General features: G+C 72.0%; 12 protein-coding genes. 6 read left to right on the forward strand and 6 right to left on the reverse strand.

What is annotated here, in order from left to right:
* Positions 1–254: 254 nt before the first annotated feature.
* Positions 255–1034, forward strand: a complete 780-nt coding sequence (locus K2224_RS39825) for an SDR family oxidoreductase (protein ID WP_221911944.1) — start codon at positions 255–257, stop codon at positions 1032–1034.
* Positions 1035–1108: 74 nt separating this feature from the next.
* Here the strand turns inward: K2224_RS39825 and K2224_RS39830 are convergent, their stop codons facing one another.
* From K2224_RS39830 to K2224_RS39840, 3 genes are all read right to left on the reverse strand, one after another.
* A complete protein-coding gene (locus K2224_RS39830; RefSeq protein WP_221911945.1) occupies positions 1109–1912 on the reverse strand; it encodes a DeoR/GlpR family DNA-binding transcription regulator in 804 nt (267 codons plus the stop codon).
* Between the two features lie 193 nt (positions 1913–2105).
* On the reverse strand, positions 2106–2987 hold the full coding sequence (locus K2224_RS39835) for a class II fructose-bisphosphate aldolase (protein WP_221911946.1): 882 nt from the start codon (positions 2985–2987) through the stop codon (positions 2106–2108).
* Between the two features lie 143 nt (positions 2988–3130).
* Positions 3131–4036 carry an SIS domain-containing protein gene (locus tag K2224_RS39840; RefSeq protein ID WP_221911947.1) on the reverse strand — a complete coding sequence of 302 codons (906 nt, stop codon included), beginning with the start codon at positions 4034–4036 and terminating at the stop codon, positions 3131–3133.
* A gap of 395 nt (positions 4037–4431) precedes the next feature.
* Here K2224_RS39840 and K2224_RS39845 point away from each other — a divergent pair, with 395 nt between their 5' ends.
* Positions 4432–5892: a sugar porter family MFS transporter gene (locus tag K2224_RS39845; RefSeq protein ID WP_221911948.1), complete on the forward strand. Its 1461-nt coding sequence runs from the start codon at positions 4432–4434 to the stop codon at positions 5890–5892.
* Positions 5893–5998: 106 nt separating this feature from the next.
* On the opposite strand, the gene K2224_RS39850 is transcribed toward K2224_RS39845, so the two are convergent.
* On the reverse strand, positions 5999–6298 hold the full coding sequence (locus K2224_RS39850; protein WP_221911949.1) for a YciI family protein: 300 nt from the start codon (positions 6296–6298) through the stop codon (positions 5999–6001).
* An 89-nt stretch (positions 6299–6387) separates the two neighbouring features.
* Here K2224_RS39850 and K2224_RS39855 point away from each other — a divergent pair, with 89 nt between their 5' ends.
* Positions 6388–7110 (forward strand): endonuclease V, encoded by a 723-nt coding sequence (locus tag K2224_RS39855; RefSeq protein WP_221911950.1) that lies wholly within the window; start codon positions 6388–6390, stop codon positions 7108–7110.
* Between the two features lie 45 nt (positions 7111–7155).
* Here the strand turns inward: K2224_RS39855 and K2224_RS39860 are convergent, their stop codons facing one another.
* Positions 7156–8343: a trans-acting enoyl reductase family protein gene (locus tag K2224_RS39860; RefSeq protein ID WP_221911951.1), complete on the reverse strand. Its 1188-nt coding sequence runs from the start codon at positions 8341–8343 to the stop codon at positions 7156–7158.
* 234 nt (positions 8344–8577) lie between these two features.
* Here K2224_RS39860 and K2224_RS39865 point away from each other — a divergent pair, with 234 nt between their 5' ends.
* Complete coding sequence (locus tag K2224_RS39865; RefSeq protein WP_221911952.1) at positions 8578–10113, forward strand: sialate:H+ symport family MFS transporter; 1536 nt, start codon at positions 8578–8580, stop codon at positions 10111–10113.
* Between the two features lie 87 nt (positions 10114–10200).
* Here the strand turns inward: K2224_RS39865 and K2224_RS39870 are convergent, their stop codons facing one another.
* Entirely contained in the window at positions 10201–10935 is a 735-nt protein-coding gene (locus tag K2224_RS39870) for an MgtC/SapB family protein (protein WP_221911953.1), read from the reverse strand.
* 445 nt (positions 10936–11380) lie between these two features.
* Here K2224_RS39870 and K2224_RS39875 point away from each other — a divergent pair, with 445 nt between their 5' ends.
* Positions 11381–12517: a CaiB/BaiF CoA-transferase family protein gene (locus tag K2224_RS39875; protein WP_221911954.1), complete on the forward strand. Its 1137-nt coding sequence runs from the start codon at positions 11381–11383 to the stop codon at positions 12515–12517.
* Positions 12517–13542 (forward strand): LLM class F420-dependent oxidoreductase, encoded by a 1026-nt coding sequence (locus tag K2224_RS39880; RefSeq protein WP_221911955.1) that lies wholly within the window; start codon positions 12517–12519, stop codon positions 13540–13542. The genes K2224_RS39875 and K2224_RS39880 overlap by 1 nt, the downstream gene beginning before the upstream one ends.
* Positions 13543–13554: the final 12 nt, after the last annotated feature.

Genomic DNA, 13554 nt, shown 5'->3' on the forward strand with positions numbered 1-13554 from the left:
GAAGACCGCCGCACGACCACCCCGCGGGCCTTGCGGGTTTCTGCGCAGACCACCCCGCAGGAGGCCGCGTTAGAGAAGCGGCATCACCGCGCCCGGCCTCTAGACAGGAGACCCAACACCAGGCCCAGGTAAGCGATTCACGTACGCGATCCACGTGAGAGGCGCATGCGCGTGACCCACGCATGACACCCACTCACACGCCACTCACACGCCACTCACACGCCACTCACACGGAACCGAACAAGGAGCCGCTCATGCCCTGCCGCACCTACCTCGTCACCGGCGCCGCTTCCGGCATCGGCCGGGCCACTGCGACCCGGCTCCGCAACCAGGGCCACACCGTGATCGGTGCCGACCTCAGGGACGCCGACATCACAGCCGACCTCGCCACCCTCGCCGGCCGCACCGAACTGGCCGAGCGCGCCGCCGAGTTGACCGACGGACGGCTGGACGCAGTGATCGCCTGCGCCGGACTGGCCCACTTCCTCCCCATCACCCTCCAGGTCAACTACTTCGGTACGGTCGCCACCCTCGAAGGACTGCGCCCCCTGCTCGCCGCCGGTACCGATCCCCGCGCCGTACTCGTCTCCTCCGTGGCCGCCATCCATCCGTCGGACCCGGTGATCGTCGACGCCGCACTGGCCGGTGACGAGGATCGCGCCGTCGGCGCCGCCCAGGCAGCTATCGACCGCGGCGAGGGCCACACCATCTACGGCTCCTCCAAGCACGCCATCGCCCGCTGGCTTCGCTGCGCCGCCATCACCGCGGACTGGGCGGGCACCGGCATACCGCTCAACGCCGTCGCCCCCGGCACGGTCCTCACGCCGATGACCGCGCCGATGCTCGGCGACCTCGGGATGCGCAAGGTCGTCGACGCCAGCGTGCCGATGCCGCTGCACGGTCACGCCCGCCCCGAGCAGATCGCCCCCCTTCTCACCTGGCTCACCTCCCCGGACAACACCCATGTCACCGGTCAGATCCTCTTCATCGACGGCGGCGCCGACGCCACCCTCCGCGGCGACACGACCTGGTGACGTGTAACCGGCCGGCCGGTCGGCCCCGGACACCCGCCGGCACCTGACCGACCTCGGCAAGGCCGCCCCCCGCGTCAGTCGCTCCCCGTCGGGCGCGCCGCCACCACCTTCAGCCCGCGCTCGGCGAACTCCCTGCGGGTCTCCTCGGACACCGCGCCGTCGGTGATGAGGGTGTCGAAGACATCCGCGTCACCGACCCTCGCGAAGCACCGTTCACCGATCTTCGAAGAGTCCGCGACGACCACGGCCCGCCGGGCCCGCTCGGCCATGAGCCGGTTGATCCGCGCCTCCGCCTCGTCGTGCACCGTGGCGCCCATCGCCGGGTCCACACCGTTGGCCCCGATGAACGCGATGTCGATGGAGATCTGCTGGAGTACCAACTCGCTGAACGGCCCGACCAGTTCATAGGAACGGGAATGGGCCACACCGCCCGTGAGCACAATCTTGATCTGCGGCCGGACGGCCAGCTCGTTGGCGATGTTCAGCGAGTTGGTGACGATAGTCAGATCCGGCTGCGGACCCGTCTCGGCGAAGTCCGCCCGGGTGGCGAGCACCCGCGCGATCGCGGTGGTCGTAGTCCCGCCGCTCAGCCCGACCACGTCCCCGCGCTCCACCAGCCGCGCGGCCGCCTTCGCCACCGCCTCCTTCTCCGCCGACCGGTGCCCCTGCTTGTACCGGATCGGAAGGTCGTACGCCACCGAGCTCAGTACCGCCCCGCCCCGGGTGCGGACCAGCAACTGCTGCTCGGCGAGGGCGTCCATGTCGCGCCGCATCGTGGCGGCGGAGACCTCCAGCGCGGTCGCCGCCTCCTCGACATCCACCCGGCCCCGGTCCCCGAGCAGCTCGAGCAGTGCGTTCATTCGTTCATGGCGCTTCATGGCGCGAGCCTAATTCGTTCCCCGGTCTGAAGCGCTGCCCGGCCCATGCTCCCGTCTCACCTCGGCTTTCTCGGTCGTTTCCGTTCGTCCCGGCCTCCTCATCTCCGCCCCCGTGCCGGGGGCGCAGAGCGGTAGTTGTCCCGCGCCACGGAACCTCCTCCCGGTGGCCCGGTGGCCCGGTGGCCCGGTGAGGTCAGCTACGCACGGTCGCCTTCGCGGTCTGGACGTCGGGGGCCGCAACCGGGGTGTTCAGTACCTCCAGCAACCGGGTGGCCTCCTGCGCCACCGCCTCCCGGGCCAGCTTGACGTACTTCCGGGAGTCGACCAGTGCCGGATCCGAGGCCAGCGTGTGCCGTATTGAGCCGGTGAAGACGGAGACCAGGTGCGTGGAGATATTGATCTTCGTCATACCGGCGGCGATGGCCCGGCGGAGCTCGTCGTCCGGCACTCCGGACGAGCCGTGCAGAACCAGCGGTACCGGGAGAGTCGTGCGCAGCTCCGCGATCAGGTCCTTGTCCAGCTCGGCGGTGCGCTCCCGCATCGCATGGGAGGAGCCGACGGCGACGGCGAGTGCGTCCACCCTGGTGGCTCGGACGAAGGCCAGGGCTTCGTCCGGATCCGTACGCGCTCCCGGCGCATGGACCCCGTCCTTCCCGCCGACCTCGCCGAGCTCCGCCTCGACATATGCGCCGCGCTCATGGCACCAGGCGGCGAGCGCGGCGGTGGTGGCGACGTTCTGGTCGTAGGGGAGGGCGGAGGCGTCCACCATCACCGAGCGCACGCCCGCCGTGATGCCCTGGTGGACCAGTTCGGTGTCGGTGATGTGGTCGAGGTGCACCGCGATTCGGGCCGTCGACTCCTCGGCGAGGGCCAGCGTGGCCCTGGTGAGGGGAAGCAGACTGCCGTGATAGCGGATGCAGTTCTCGCTGATCTGGAGGATCAGCGGGATACCGGTGCGCTCGGCGGCGGTGACCAGTGCCTCGGCGGTTTCCAGATGGATGACGTTGAAGGCCGCGGCGCCGACCCGCGCGGCGCGCGCGGCATCGACGATCGACGCGGTGGGAACGAGGGGCATGGTGACCTGACTCCCTTGCGGAAGGGGTGAGTTGGTGTCGAGTGGGTGGAGTGGAGGAAGGGGAGGGGAGGTCGTGGTGGGGGGCCGGTGGGCGGGGCGTTCGGTCGGCCGTGGGCGGTTCGCTGTCGTCCGCCGGAGCGGCCCTAGGACACGGCGGCTTCCCGGAGCATCACCGAACGGGTCAGGCTGCGCGGATTGTCCGGGTCCAGTCCCCGGGCGCGTGCCCGTTCCAGCGCGACCCGTTGGACCAGCACCAGGTCGGCCAGCGGATCCCGGGCGTGGGACACGAAACGCGCTCCGGTCCGTGCCACATCCGCCTCAAGCCCCTCCGGAGCCTGGCCGAAGAGCCAGGTCACCCTGCCGGGGGCCGCTATCGAGATGGGCCCGTGGCGGTACTCCATCGCGGGATAGGACTCCGTCCAACTCTGTGACGCCTCCCGCATCTTGAGGGCCGCCTCGTTGGCCAGGCCGTACGTCCAGCCGGTGCCGAGGAACGCGAACTGCTCGGCGTCCACCCACTCCTTCTCCACCGGCGCCGCGAGTGCCTCCTCGGCGTCGGCCACCGCCCGTGCGACGTCCTCGCCCAGATGGGCGCGGAGCAGCGTCAGCGCCGTGGTCGCGAAGCGGGTCTGCACCACCGACCGCTCGTCGGCGAACGGCAGTGCCACCGTCTCGTCGGACAGCTCGACTGCGGGCGTCTCGGTGTCGCCGAGCACCGTCACCGTCGGGATCCGGCCCTTGACCGCCTCCAGTACCCGCAGCACCTCGGTCGTCGTGCCCGAGCGGGTGATCGCCACCACCGCGTCATAGCCGCGGTCGGCGCCGAGGAACGCCTCCGAGGCCGGGAAAGGATCCGTGACGCCCAGTCCCGCTCCTTCGCGCAGGGCCGCGTAGGACTGCGCCATGAACCATGACGTCCCGCAGCCGACGACGGCCACGCGCCGGCCTGCCTCGGGCAGCGGCCCGCCGGTGGCGCCGATCCGCGCGGCCTCCCGCCATGTCTCCGGCTGACTGCGCAGCTCCTGCTCCATGTACGACATCTCGCTCATGGACACCCTCCCGTGGTCCGTGATCGGCGATCGAGGTCGCCGATCGATTGCTTCGAGATCTGAGAATGCACCTTGTCTGCAACTTTGTGCTTCGTTGGTTCAGACTCTACGCACTTTCGCGCATCCGTTCCATCCCTCGTGCGGGTGACGACGGGCGAGGGTGTGTGTGGCGTGTTGGGTGCGAACGGATCGCGGCCGTGGCGTGAAGTGGGCGTAGCGCGAGGAGAAAAGCGGGTAAGTGACTGTTGACATCTGCGTGAAAGGTGCCCGATATTCGCAAGATCGGTCATGCGGCTCCGGCTCCCGATGGGTCCGGTCATGGCCGAGGGCGCGGTGCCTCGGTACCCGTCACGCAGTCACGCAGCAATGAGGCTCCGTCGCACAAAGGACTTCCCATGTCCACTGCCCCGCTCTCCGCACCGCGCCCCTCGCTCCCGACGCCGCGCCGCGCCGGCCGGTGGTTCGCCCTCACCGGCGCCGTCGTCGGCGTCATCTACGGCTACGACACCGGCAGCATCTCCGGCGCCCTGGTCTTCCTCAGCAAGGACTTCGGCCTCACCGAGACCGAAAAGGGGCTGGTCAACAGCATCCTGGTGTTCGGCTCGATCCTGGGCGCCCTGATCGGCGGCAAGCTCGCCGACGCCCTGGGCCGCCGGATCGCGATGCTGATCGTGGCCGGCTCCTATGCACTCTTCGTCGCGCTGTCCGCCGTCGCCCCCAACGTCGAAGTGCTCGACGCCGTCCGCTTCCTGCTCGGTGTCGCCATCGGAATCTCGATCGTGGCGGCGCCCCTGTACGTCGCCGAATCGACGCCCGCCCGGATCCGGGGCGCCTCCGTCGCCGCCTACCAGGTGGCCACCGTCGTGGGCATCGTCCTCACCTACTTCGTCAACTGGGGCCTGTCCGGCGGCGGTCACTGGCGCTGGATGCTCGGCCTCTCCGCGCTCCCCGCGGCGCTCGTCACGATCCCGCTGCTGCGCCTGCCGGACACCCCCCGCTGGTACGTCCTCCAGGGGCGTACCGAACGAGCCGTCGAGGTCATGGCGGTGACCGACCCCGACGTCGACCCGCACGCCGAGGTCGCCGCGGTGCGCGCCGCGCTGGCCGAGGAGAGCGGGGGCTCGGTGCGCTCAATGCTGCGCAAGCCGTACGCCCGCGCCACCTTCTTCGTGGTCGGACTCGGCTTCTTCTGCCAGATCACCGGCATCAACGCCGTGACCTACTACAGCCCGCAGATCTTCGAGGAGATGGGCTTCACCGGCAACGGCCAGAACTTCCTGCTGCCGTCCTTCGTCGAACTGGCCTCTCTCGTCGCCAGCGTGCTGGCGATCCTGATCATCGACCGCCTCGGCCGCCGTTTGGTGCTGCTGTCCGGGATCGGCACGATGGTGGCGATGCTCGCGGTGCTGACCGTCGTCTTCAGCGCGGGGAAGCTGCAGGGGACCACCACCTGGGTGGGCTTCGTCGCGATCCTCCTGTTCACCGCCGCCTTCAACTTCGGCTTCGGATCGCTGATCTGGGTCTACGCGAGCGAGGCGTTCCCCGCCCAACTGCGCTCCACGGGGGCATCGGTGATGCTCACCGCAGACCTGGTCGCCAACCTCCTGATCGCCCAGTTCTTCCCGTCGCTGATGGCCAGGGCCGGTGCCGCCGCGACCTTCGCCGGACTGGGCGTGCTCGCGCTCGCCGCCCTGCTGTTCGCGGCGTTCACCGCCCCCGAGACCAAGGGCCGCCAGCTGGAGGAGATTCAGGACTACTGGGCCAACGGCGGCCGTTGGCCCACCACGGGCACCCCCGGCCCGATCGGCGCCGGCCCGCTGGGTGACTCGGCCGCGTCCCCGGCCTCGCCCTCCTAGGTCCTCTCGGCGAACTCCCGCCCGCCGAGCCGGCAGGAGCGCGCGCAGCGCACGGCCCGGCCCACCGGATCAGTCCGGGGGGCCGGGCCGTGCACGCGACGAAGGCTCAGGAGGGGAGCTGCTCCTTGTACTCCACCAGGGCCGGTGCCGTCTTGGTCGCCGTGAACTCGGTGATCCGGTACTCGCAGACCCCGGCGCGGACGAACGGGTCGTCGGCCGTGAGCTTCTCGACGGTCGCCCGGTCGACACCGGCGGCGATGATCACGCCCCCGTCCCGCGGGTTCTTCCGGCCGGACGCGATGAAGTGGCCGGCGGCGTACCCCTTCTCCAGCCACGCCACGTGGTCCGGAAGGGCGGCGTCGACACGGTCGAGGGGCGCGATGTAGGTCAGCTCCAGTACGAACATGGCTGCAATATAGAGGAGGGGAGGCGGACGTCGGCGGCCGGTATGCGGCCGTCGGTGCGGTGCGGCGGTTCGGTAGCGTTGCGGGCACCATGGACACTTCCGGAACCATCTCCCTCGCCGACGAGCTGCGGCACTGGCCGGCGGACGAGGCCGCGGCCCGCGCCGTACAGGACCGGCTGCGCGTCCACGTGAGGCTCGACGAGGCAGGCCCGGAGCCGGGTTTCGAGGGCACCGTGGTCGGCGTGGACGTCGCCTACGACGACGAGCGGGACGTGGTCGCCGCGGCCGCCGTCGCCCTCGACGCCCGCACGCTCGCAGTCGTCGACGAGGCCACCGCCGTCGGCCCGGTCTCCTTCCCCTACGTCCCCGGCCTGCTCGCCTTCCGGGAGATCCCCACGGTCCTCGACGCGCTGGACCGGCTCGCCCGGATACCCGACCTGGTCGTCTGCGACGGCTACGGGCTCGCCCATCCACGGCGGTTCGGCCTCGCCAGCCACCTCGGAGTACTGACCGGCCTGCCCACCATCGGGGTCGCCAAGACCCCCTTCACCTTCCGGTACGAGGCACCCGGGCCGGAGCGCGGCGCCACCGCACCGCTGTGGGACGACCGCCCGGCCGACGGCGAGCCCGAGGAGGTGGGACGTGCCCTGCGCACCCGGAGCGGAGTCAAACCGGTCTTCGTCTCCGTCGGCCATCGGGTGGACCTCGACCGGGCCTGTGCGCACACGCTCCGTCTGGCGCCGGCGTACCGGCTTCCCGAGACGACCCGGGCCGCCGACTCGCTGTGCCGCAGGGCGCTGGCGAGCGCCTGACGGCCGCCGTCAGAACATGCCGAGCGCCGGACGGCAGAAGCGGTCCTAGGCGCGGACCACCCGGAAGGTGATCCCGGCGTCCTGGAGGCGGCGGGTCAGCGCGTCCCCCATGGCCACGGCCGTCGTCACCTGGCCTGCGGTCTCGGGTAGGTCGTCGAAGGCCAGGCTCAGCGCGCCCTCGGCGAGCATCTTCGCGGTCTCGTCGTAGCCGGGATCGCCGCCCGCGACCTCGGTGACCAGGCGGGTGCCGCCGCCCGAGGCCACGAACCGCACCGCGAACCAACTCCGCGCCCGCCGCTGCCGACTCGGCCCCTCGCCCGGTTGCAGCCGACCGGACATCCAACGACGGGCGGGCGGAACCTGGGCGAGCGCGGACAGGGCTCCCGCTCCCAGGACGCCGGCCACCGCCGTCGGCAGCCGGCGCACCCCCGCGTAGTGGCGGTAGCGGAAGTCCGGCCCGTAGTGGTCGAGGGTGGCGGCGGAGCGGGCGACGATGCGCGGGTCCAGGGTCGGCAGGGGCACACCCCAGGTGCGGGTCTCCCGGCTGCGGACGGGCGGCCCGAACGGGGCGCGCACCGTACGGCCGGTGAGCGGTGGTTCGGCCCGTCGACGGGCCCGGGCGGCCCGGGCCATGGCAGCCGGGCGGGAGACCGCGGTCAGCGCCGAGGCGAGCGTCCCGCCGGAGAGCGTGGCATTGGTCCGCACGAAGCCGTCGATGCGCACCGGGTCCCCCTTGGGGAGCAGCCCCACCGTGTAGTGCACCCCCAGGTCGAACGGGACGGAGTCGAAGCCGCAGGCGTGGACGAGCCGTGCCCTGGTGGCCCGGGCGGTGGCGTCGTGGCGCAGGTACATCCGGTCCACGAACTCCGGCTCGCCCGTGAGGTCCAGGTAGTCGGTGCCGGCCTCGGCGCAGGCCGCGACCAGCGGCTCGCCGTGCAGCAGATACGGCCCGACCGTGGTGGCCAGGACGCGGGTGGTGGCGGCGAGGGCGCGCAGCGAGTCCGGGTCGGCGCTGTCGGCCCGCAGCAGCGGGAGGTCCGCGCAGGCAGGGGCGACGGCCGCCAGCCGGTCGCGCAGCCGCTCCAGTTTGGCCGTGCTGCGTCCGGCCAGTGCCCATCGGCAGCCCTCGGGGGAGTGCCGGGCCAGGTACTCCGCGGTGAGTGCGCCGGCGAAGCCGGTCGCCCCGTACAGCACGAGGTCGTGGTCCCGTCCTGAAGTGTGCTGCCGTGGCATCTGCGTCCTCTCTGGTCCGGGGTCAGGACCCTAAGGAGTCGTCGACGGTACGTCAATGAACGGGTGGGGCGGTGACATTGGCGGCGGACAGGACGTGGGCCCGTGCGTCCCGTCTTGACGCGGCGGGGGAGCGGCGCCAGATTCGAGCGAGGAGAGGGGACGTCCGACGTCCGGTTCGTCCGCGTAAGTGTGACGGGTGGGCCGGGCGGCTGCCGGAGGAGGCCGGTTCCTGCGATGACGCATCCCGCGGACACCCCGGACCGGGCGCCGCTCCGCGCCTGGTACCACGAGGTCGCCCCGCGTCAGTGGAAGGCGCTGTCCGCCGCCTGGCTCGGCTACCTCCTGGACGGCTTCGACTTCGTGCTGATCACGTTGGTGCTGACCGAGGTCGCCGACGACTTCCGTCTGGACACCGCGACCGCCGCCTCCCTCGTATCCGCCGCCTTCGTCACCCGCTGGCTGGGCGGCGCGCTCCTGGGCGGGCTGGGCGACCGGCACGGCCGGAGAACAGCCATGATCACCAGCATCCTGCTCTACTCCCTGGGCACCTTCGCCTGCGGATTCGCCTGGGACTACACCAGTTTGTTCGCCGCCCGACTGGTGATCGGGGTCGGCATGGCGGGGGAGTACAGCACCAGCGTGACCTACGTCCTGGAGAGCTGGCCGGGTCGGCTGCGCAACCGGGCCTCCGGATTCCTGATCTCCGGTTACGCGGCCGGTACGGTCGTCGCCGCCCAGCTGTACGCCTGGGTGGTGCCCGCCTGGGGCTGGCGCTGGATGTTCCGGCTCGGGCTACTGCCCGTCCTGGTCGCCCTGTGGATGCGCCGCTCGCTACCGGAAGCCGGGGACTGGCAAGCCGAGATCGCGGCCGCCGGGGGAGGAAACGGGGCGGGGCATGAGGAGCGCCCGAATCCGTTCCGGTCGCTGTTCGGCGGCCGGCTTCGACGCCTGGTCAACGGCGCGGTCGCGGTGGTCGCGTCCGTCGCGCTGTGCTGTGCCTTCACCCCGCTCGGCGCGGGGTTCGTGCCGTGGGCGGCCACGGTCGCCGCGCTGTGCCTGGTCGCCTTCGCCGCCCAACTGGGCGGCCGCGGCGGCCGGCTGCTGTACGTCGCCCTGATGGCGACGGTGTTCTGCGCGTTCCTCTACAGCTGGCCGGTACAGGCCCTGCTGCCCACCTACCTGAAGTCCGATCTGGGATACACGCCCCGGCAGGTCGGCGACGTGATGTTCTTCGCGGGGTTCGGCACCATGGCCGGCTGCTGGCTGGCCGGGTTCACCGGGGATCTGCTCGGCACCCGGCGCGCCTATGCGTACACCCTGCTGGCCTCGCTGGCGTTTGTGTTCCCGGTGTTCGCGGTGCGCGGGAGTCTGGTGGGGCTGGGGGCGCTGATCTTCGTCCTGCTGGCGCTGGGGCAGGGCATCTCCGGGATCCTGCCCAAGTACATCGCGGGGCACTTCCCGACCGCGACCCGCGCCGCGTCGCTGGGCTTCGTCTACAACGTGGGGGCACTGGGCGGCGCGGTGGCACCGGTCCTCGGGGCACAGCTCGCCCGCGGTATGCCCCTGGGGCGGGCGCTGGCGGTCCTCACCTTCGGGCTGACGCTCCTGGTCGTCGTCCTGGTGGGCGGCGACGTCCCGCGGCGGCTGGCACGGCTGGTGAGCCGTCAGGTACCCGGCGACCAGCTGGTGTCGGGCCCGCAGCGCGGGGCCGACGCGGAGGGTGGGGCGGATGCCGCGCGAGGGGACGCATCGGCGGGGGCGACACAGTGACCGGCTGGAGGCGGGGAGGAAACGGGCAGCGCACACAGGAGGGAAGGCGGACGTACTGCGCAGAGACGGATGTGGCCGCAGCCCGGGTCACTCGGTGCTGTCGCCGTGCCGCCCCAGGGTGACCCCGCGGACGCCCTCCATCTCCGTCAGGGCCTCCACCAGAGGGTGCGCCGATCCGCTGCCCTCCAGACGGAGCAGCGCCTCGGCCGCCGTCCGGGCCTCGTCCGCGCCCGTCTCCACCTGGACGTCGGTGACCCGGAACCCACTGCCCGTGCACAGCTCCAACATCCGGCCCAGCAGCCCGTGTTGCGCCTGGTAGGTCAGGCGCAGTTCGACCTGGTCGAAGGAGGGCCCCGAGGGGATCCGCTCCGACACCATGGAGAAGCCCCGCACGATCAGGAAGTGCGCCGCGGTCGCACCCATTCCGAGCAGCGGCAGCCCGCCGCCGCAGGCCATACCGATGGCGCAGGTCAGCCAGATGGTCGCGGCCGTCGTCAGGCCCCGAACCGCGTCCTTCCGCACGAAGATCAGGCCACCGCCGATGAAGCCGATGCCGGAGACGACCTGCGCGGCGACCCGCGACGGGTCCAACGCCACGCCGTCGGTGCCCAGCAGCGCGCCGAAGCCGTGGATCGACACTTCCATGAACAGGGCGCTGCCCACCCCGACGAGGGTGTGGGTGCGCAGTCCGGCGCTTTTCTGCCGGGCCTCGCGTTCCAGTCCGATGAGTGAGGAGAGCAGCAGGGCTATGGCCAGCTCGGCGAACTGACGCAGCCCCTGACCGGCGTGTATGTCGAACAGTGCCGCAGCGAGATGAGACATGGCGGCATTGTCCCTCCGCCGGCCCGGCGTGCGGCGCTCCGCGGGCCGTTGTCAGTGGTCGCGGTTAGCGTTGAGGGCGATGGGTGGCGCGGACATACGCGCAGCTCGCCGGTGGCATCGCAGGCGGTGCGGGACAGGGGAGCGGACGTGGAGGACGGCATGGCAAAGGCGGCAGCGCGCGGGACGGCAGGGGCGCGGGCGAGGGCCTGCGCGCCCGGGCGCGGGATAGCCGCCGGACTGCTCATCGACCGGCTCGGCGGGGGATAGCGGCGCGGCGGCAGCAGGCGCGCGAAGGCCCGTGGCGGCGATGGCAGTTGAGCATCGTCGGCGCGGGCCTTGTTCGTTGACGGCCACTTGGCATGGGGGGCTTGTGGAAAGTGGAACACGTTCTTAACATCGCGAGTGTTACATCAGAAGTGTCACAGTGCGGAAGGCATGGGGCGCGATGACGCAGTCAGGGAACGGCCCGCTCAGCGGGGTGCGGGTGGTGGAGCTCGCCGGCATCGGCCCCGGCCCGTTCGCGGCCATGCTGCTCGCGGACCTCGGCGCCGACGTCGTCCGCGTCGACCGCCCCGGCGGCGCCGGACTCCGCATCGACCCGGCCGCCGACCTCACCAACCGCAACAAGCGCTCGGTGCTGGTGGATCTCAAGCAACCCGCCGGCGTGGCACAGGTCCTCGATCTGGCCGAGCGCGCCGACGTCCTGATCGAGGGGTACCGCCCGGGGGTGGCCGAGCGACTGGGCGTCGGCCCCGAGCCCTGCCTGGCGCGCAACCCCCGCCTGGTCTACGGCCGGATGACCGGCTGGGGACAGCAGGGCCCGCTCTCCGCCACCGCCGGCCACGACATCGCCTATATCGCCATCACCGGCGCCCTCGGCATGATCGGCCCGCCCGACGGCCCGCCCGCCGTCCCCGCCAATCTGCTGGGCGACTACGCAGGCGGCTCGCTCTACCTCGTCATCGGTGTGCTCGCGGCCCTCCAGCACGCCCGCACCGACGGCGGGGCGGGCCAGGTCGTGGACGCCGCGATCGTCGACGGCACGGCCCATCTGACGGCGATGATCCACGGCATGCTGGCAGCCGGCGGCTGGCAGGACCGGCGCGGTGCCAATCTGCTCGACGGCGGCACGCCGTTCTACGGCACCTATGAGACGGCCGACGGCGGCTACATGGCCGTCGGCGCGCTGGAGCAGAGGTTCTACGCCGAGTTCATCCGCCTGCTCGGCATCGAGGACGAGGTCCCCGGCCGGGACGACCTCGCCGCCTGGGGCGAGCTCCGCACCGCCATCGCCGCCCGCTTCCGGACCCGCACGCGGGCGGAGTGGACCGCCGTCTTCGAGGCGTCCGACGCCTGTGTGGCGCCGGTGCTCTCGCTGCGCGAGGCACCCGGGCACCCGCATCTGGCCGCCCGCGGCACCTTCGCCGAGCACGCCGGCCTCACCCAGCCCGCGCCCGCACCCCGCTTCTCGGCCACCCCGGGGACGCTCCGCAGACCCCCCGCCCAGCCAGGAGCGGACACCGAAGAGGTCGCCCGCGACTGGCGCGTCCCCAGCCTGGAGCGGACGGAGGCGGCCCACTGATGGAGCTCTCCACCACCCTTCCCTACGCGGCCGATCCGCGCCGCGCCGCCGAGGAGGCCGCCGCGCTCGAACGCGCCGGAATGGACGTCATCTGGGTCGCCGAGGCATACGGCTTCGACGCACCGACCATCATGGGCTTCCTGGCCGCCCGCACCGAGCGCGCCCGGATCGGCTCGGCGATCCTCAACGTCTACTCCCGCACCCCCGCCCTGATCGCCCAGACCGCCGCCGGACTCGACGCCCTCTCCGGCGGCCGCGCCCTGCTCGGCCTGGGCGCCTCCGGCCCACAGGTCGTCGAGGGCTGGCACGGCACGCCGTACGACCGACCGCTGGCCCGCACCCGCGAGACCATCGAGCTGTGCCGCCGCATCTGGCGCCGCGAGGTGATCGACCACCACGGCATCACCGACATGCCGCTGCCCCCGGAGAAGGGCGGCCGGTTCGGCAAGCCGCTGAAGATCCTCTCCCGCCCGGTGCGCCCCTCGATCCCGGTCTACGTCGCGGCCCTCGGACCGGCCAACGTCCAGATGACCGCCGAACTCGCCGACGGCTGGCTGCCCGCCCTGTTCGTCCCGGAGCGGGCCGCCGACGTCTGGGGCGGTCCGCTGGCCGAGGGCACCGCCCGCCGCGACCCCGCGCTCGGCCCCCTGCGGACCGTCGCCGGCGGCCTGCTCGCCATCGGGGACGACGCCGCCGCGGCCCGGGACCTGGCCCGCTCGACCATCGCGCTCTACGTCGGCGGCATGGGCGCCCGGGGCCGCAATTTCTACCACGACCTCGCCGTCACCTACGGCTACGAACAGGCCGCCCACACCATCCAGGAGCACTACCTCGCCGGCCGGAAACGCGAGGCCGAGGCCGCGGTGCCGGACGAGTTCTGCGAGCGGGTGTCGCTGTGCGGGCCCGCAGGGTACGTCCGGGAGAGGATCGCCGCGTACCGGGAGGCCGGTGTGACGATGCTCAACGTCCAGCCCATAGGCCCCGATCCCGTCAAGCTCGTCGAGACCGTCAGGAACTGGCTCTGAGGGGACCGGGCA

Origin of the sequence: Streptomyces sp. BHT-5-2 (genome assembly GCF_019774615.1) — a bacterium.
Classification (GTDB): Bacteria; Actinomycetota; Actinomycetes; order Streptomycetales; family Streptomycetaceae; genus Streptomyces.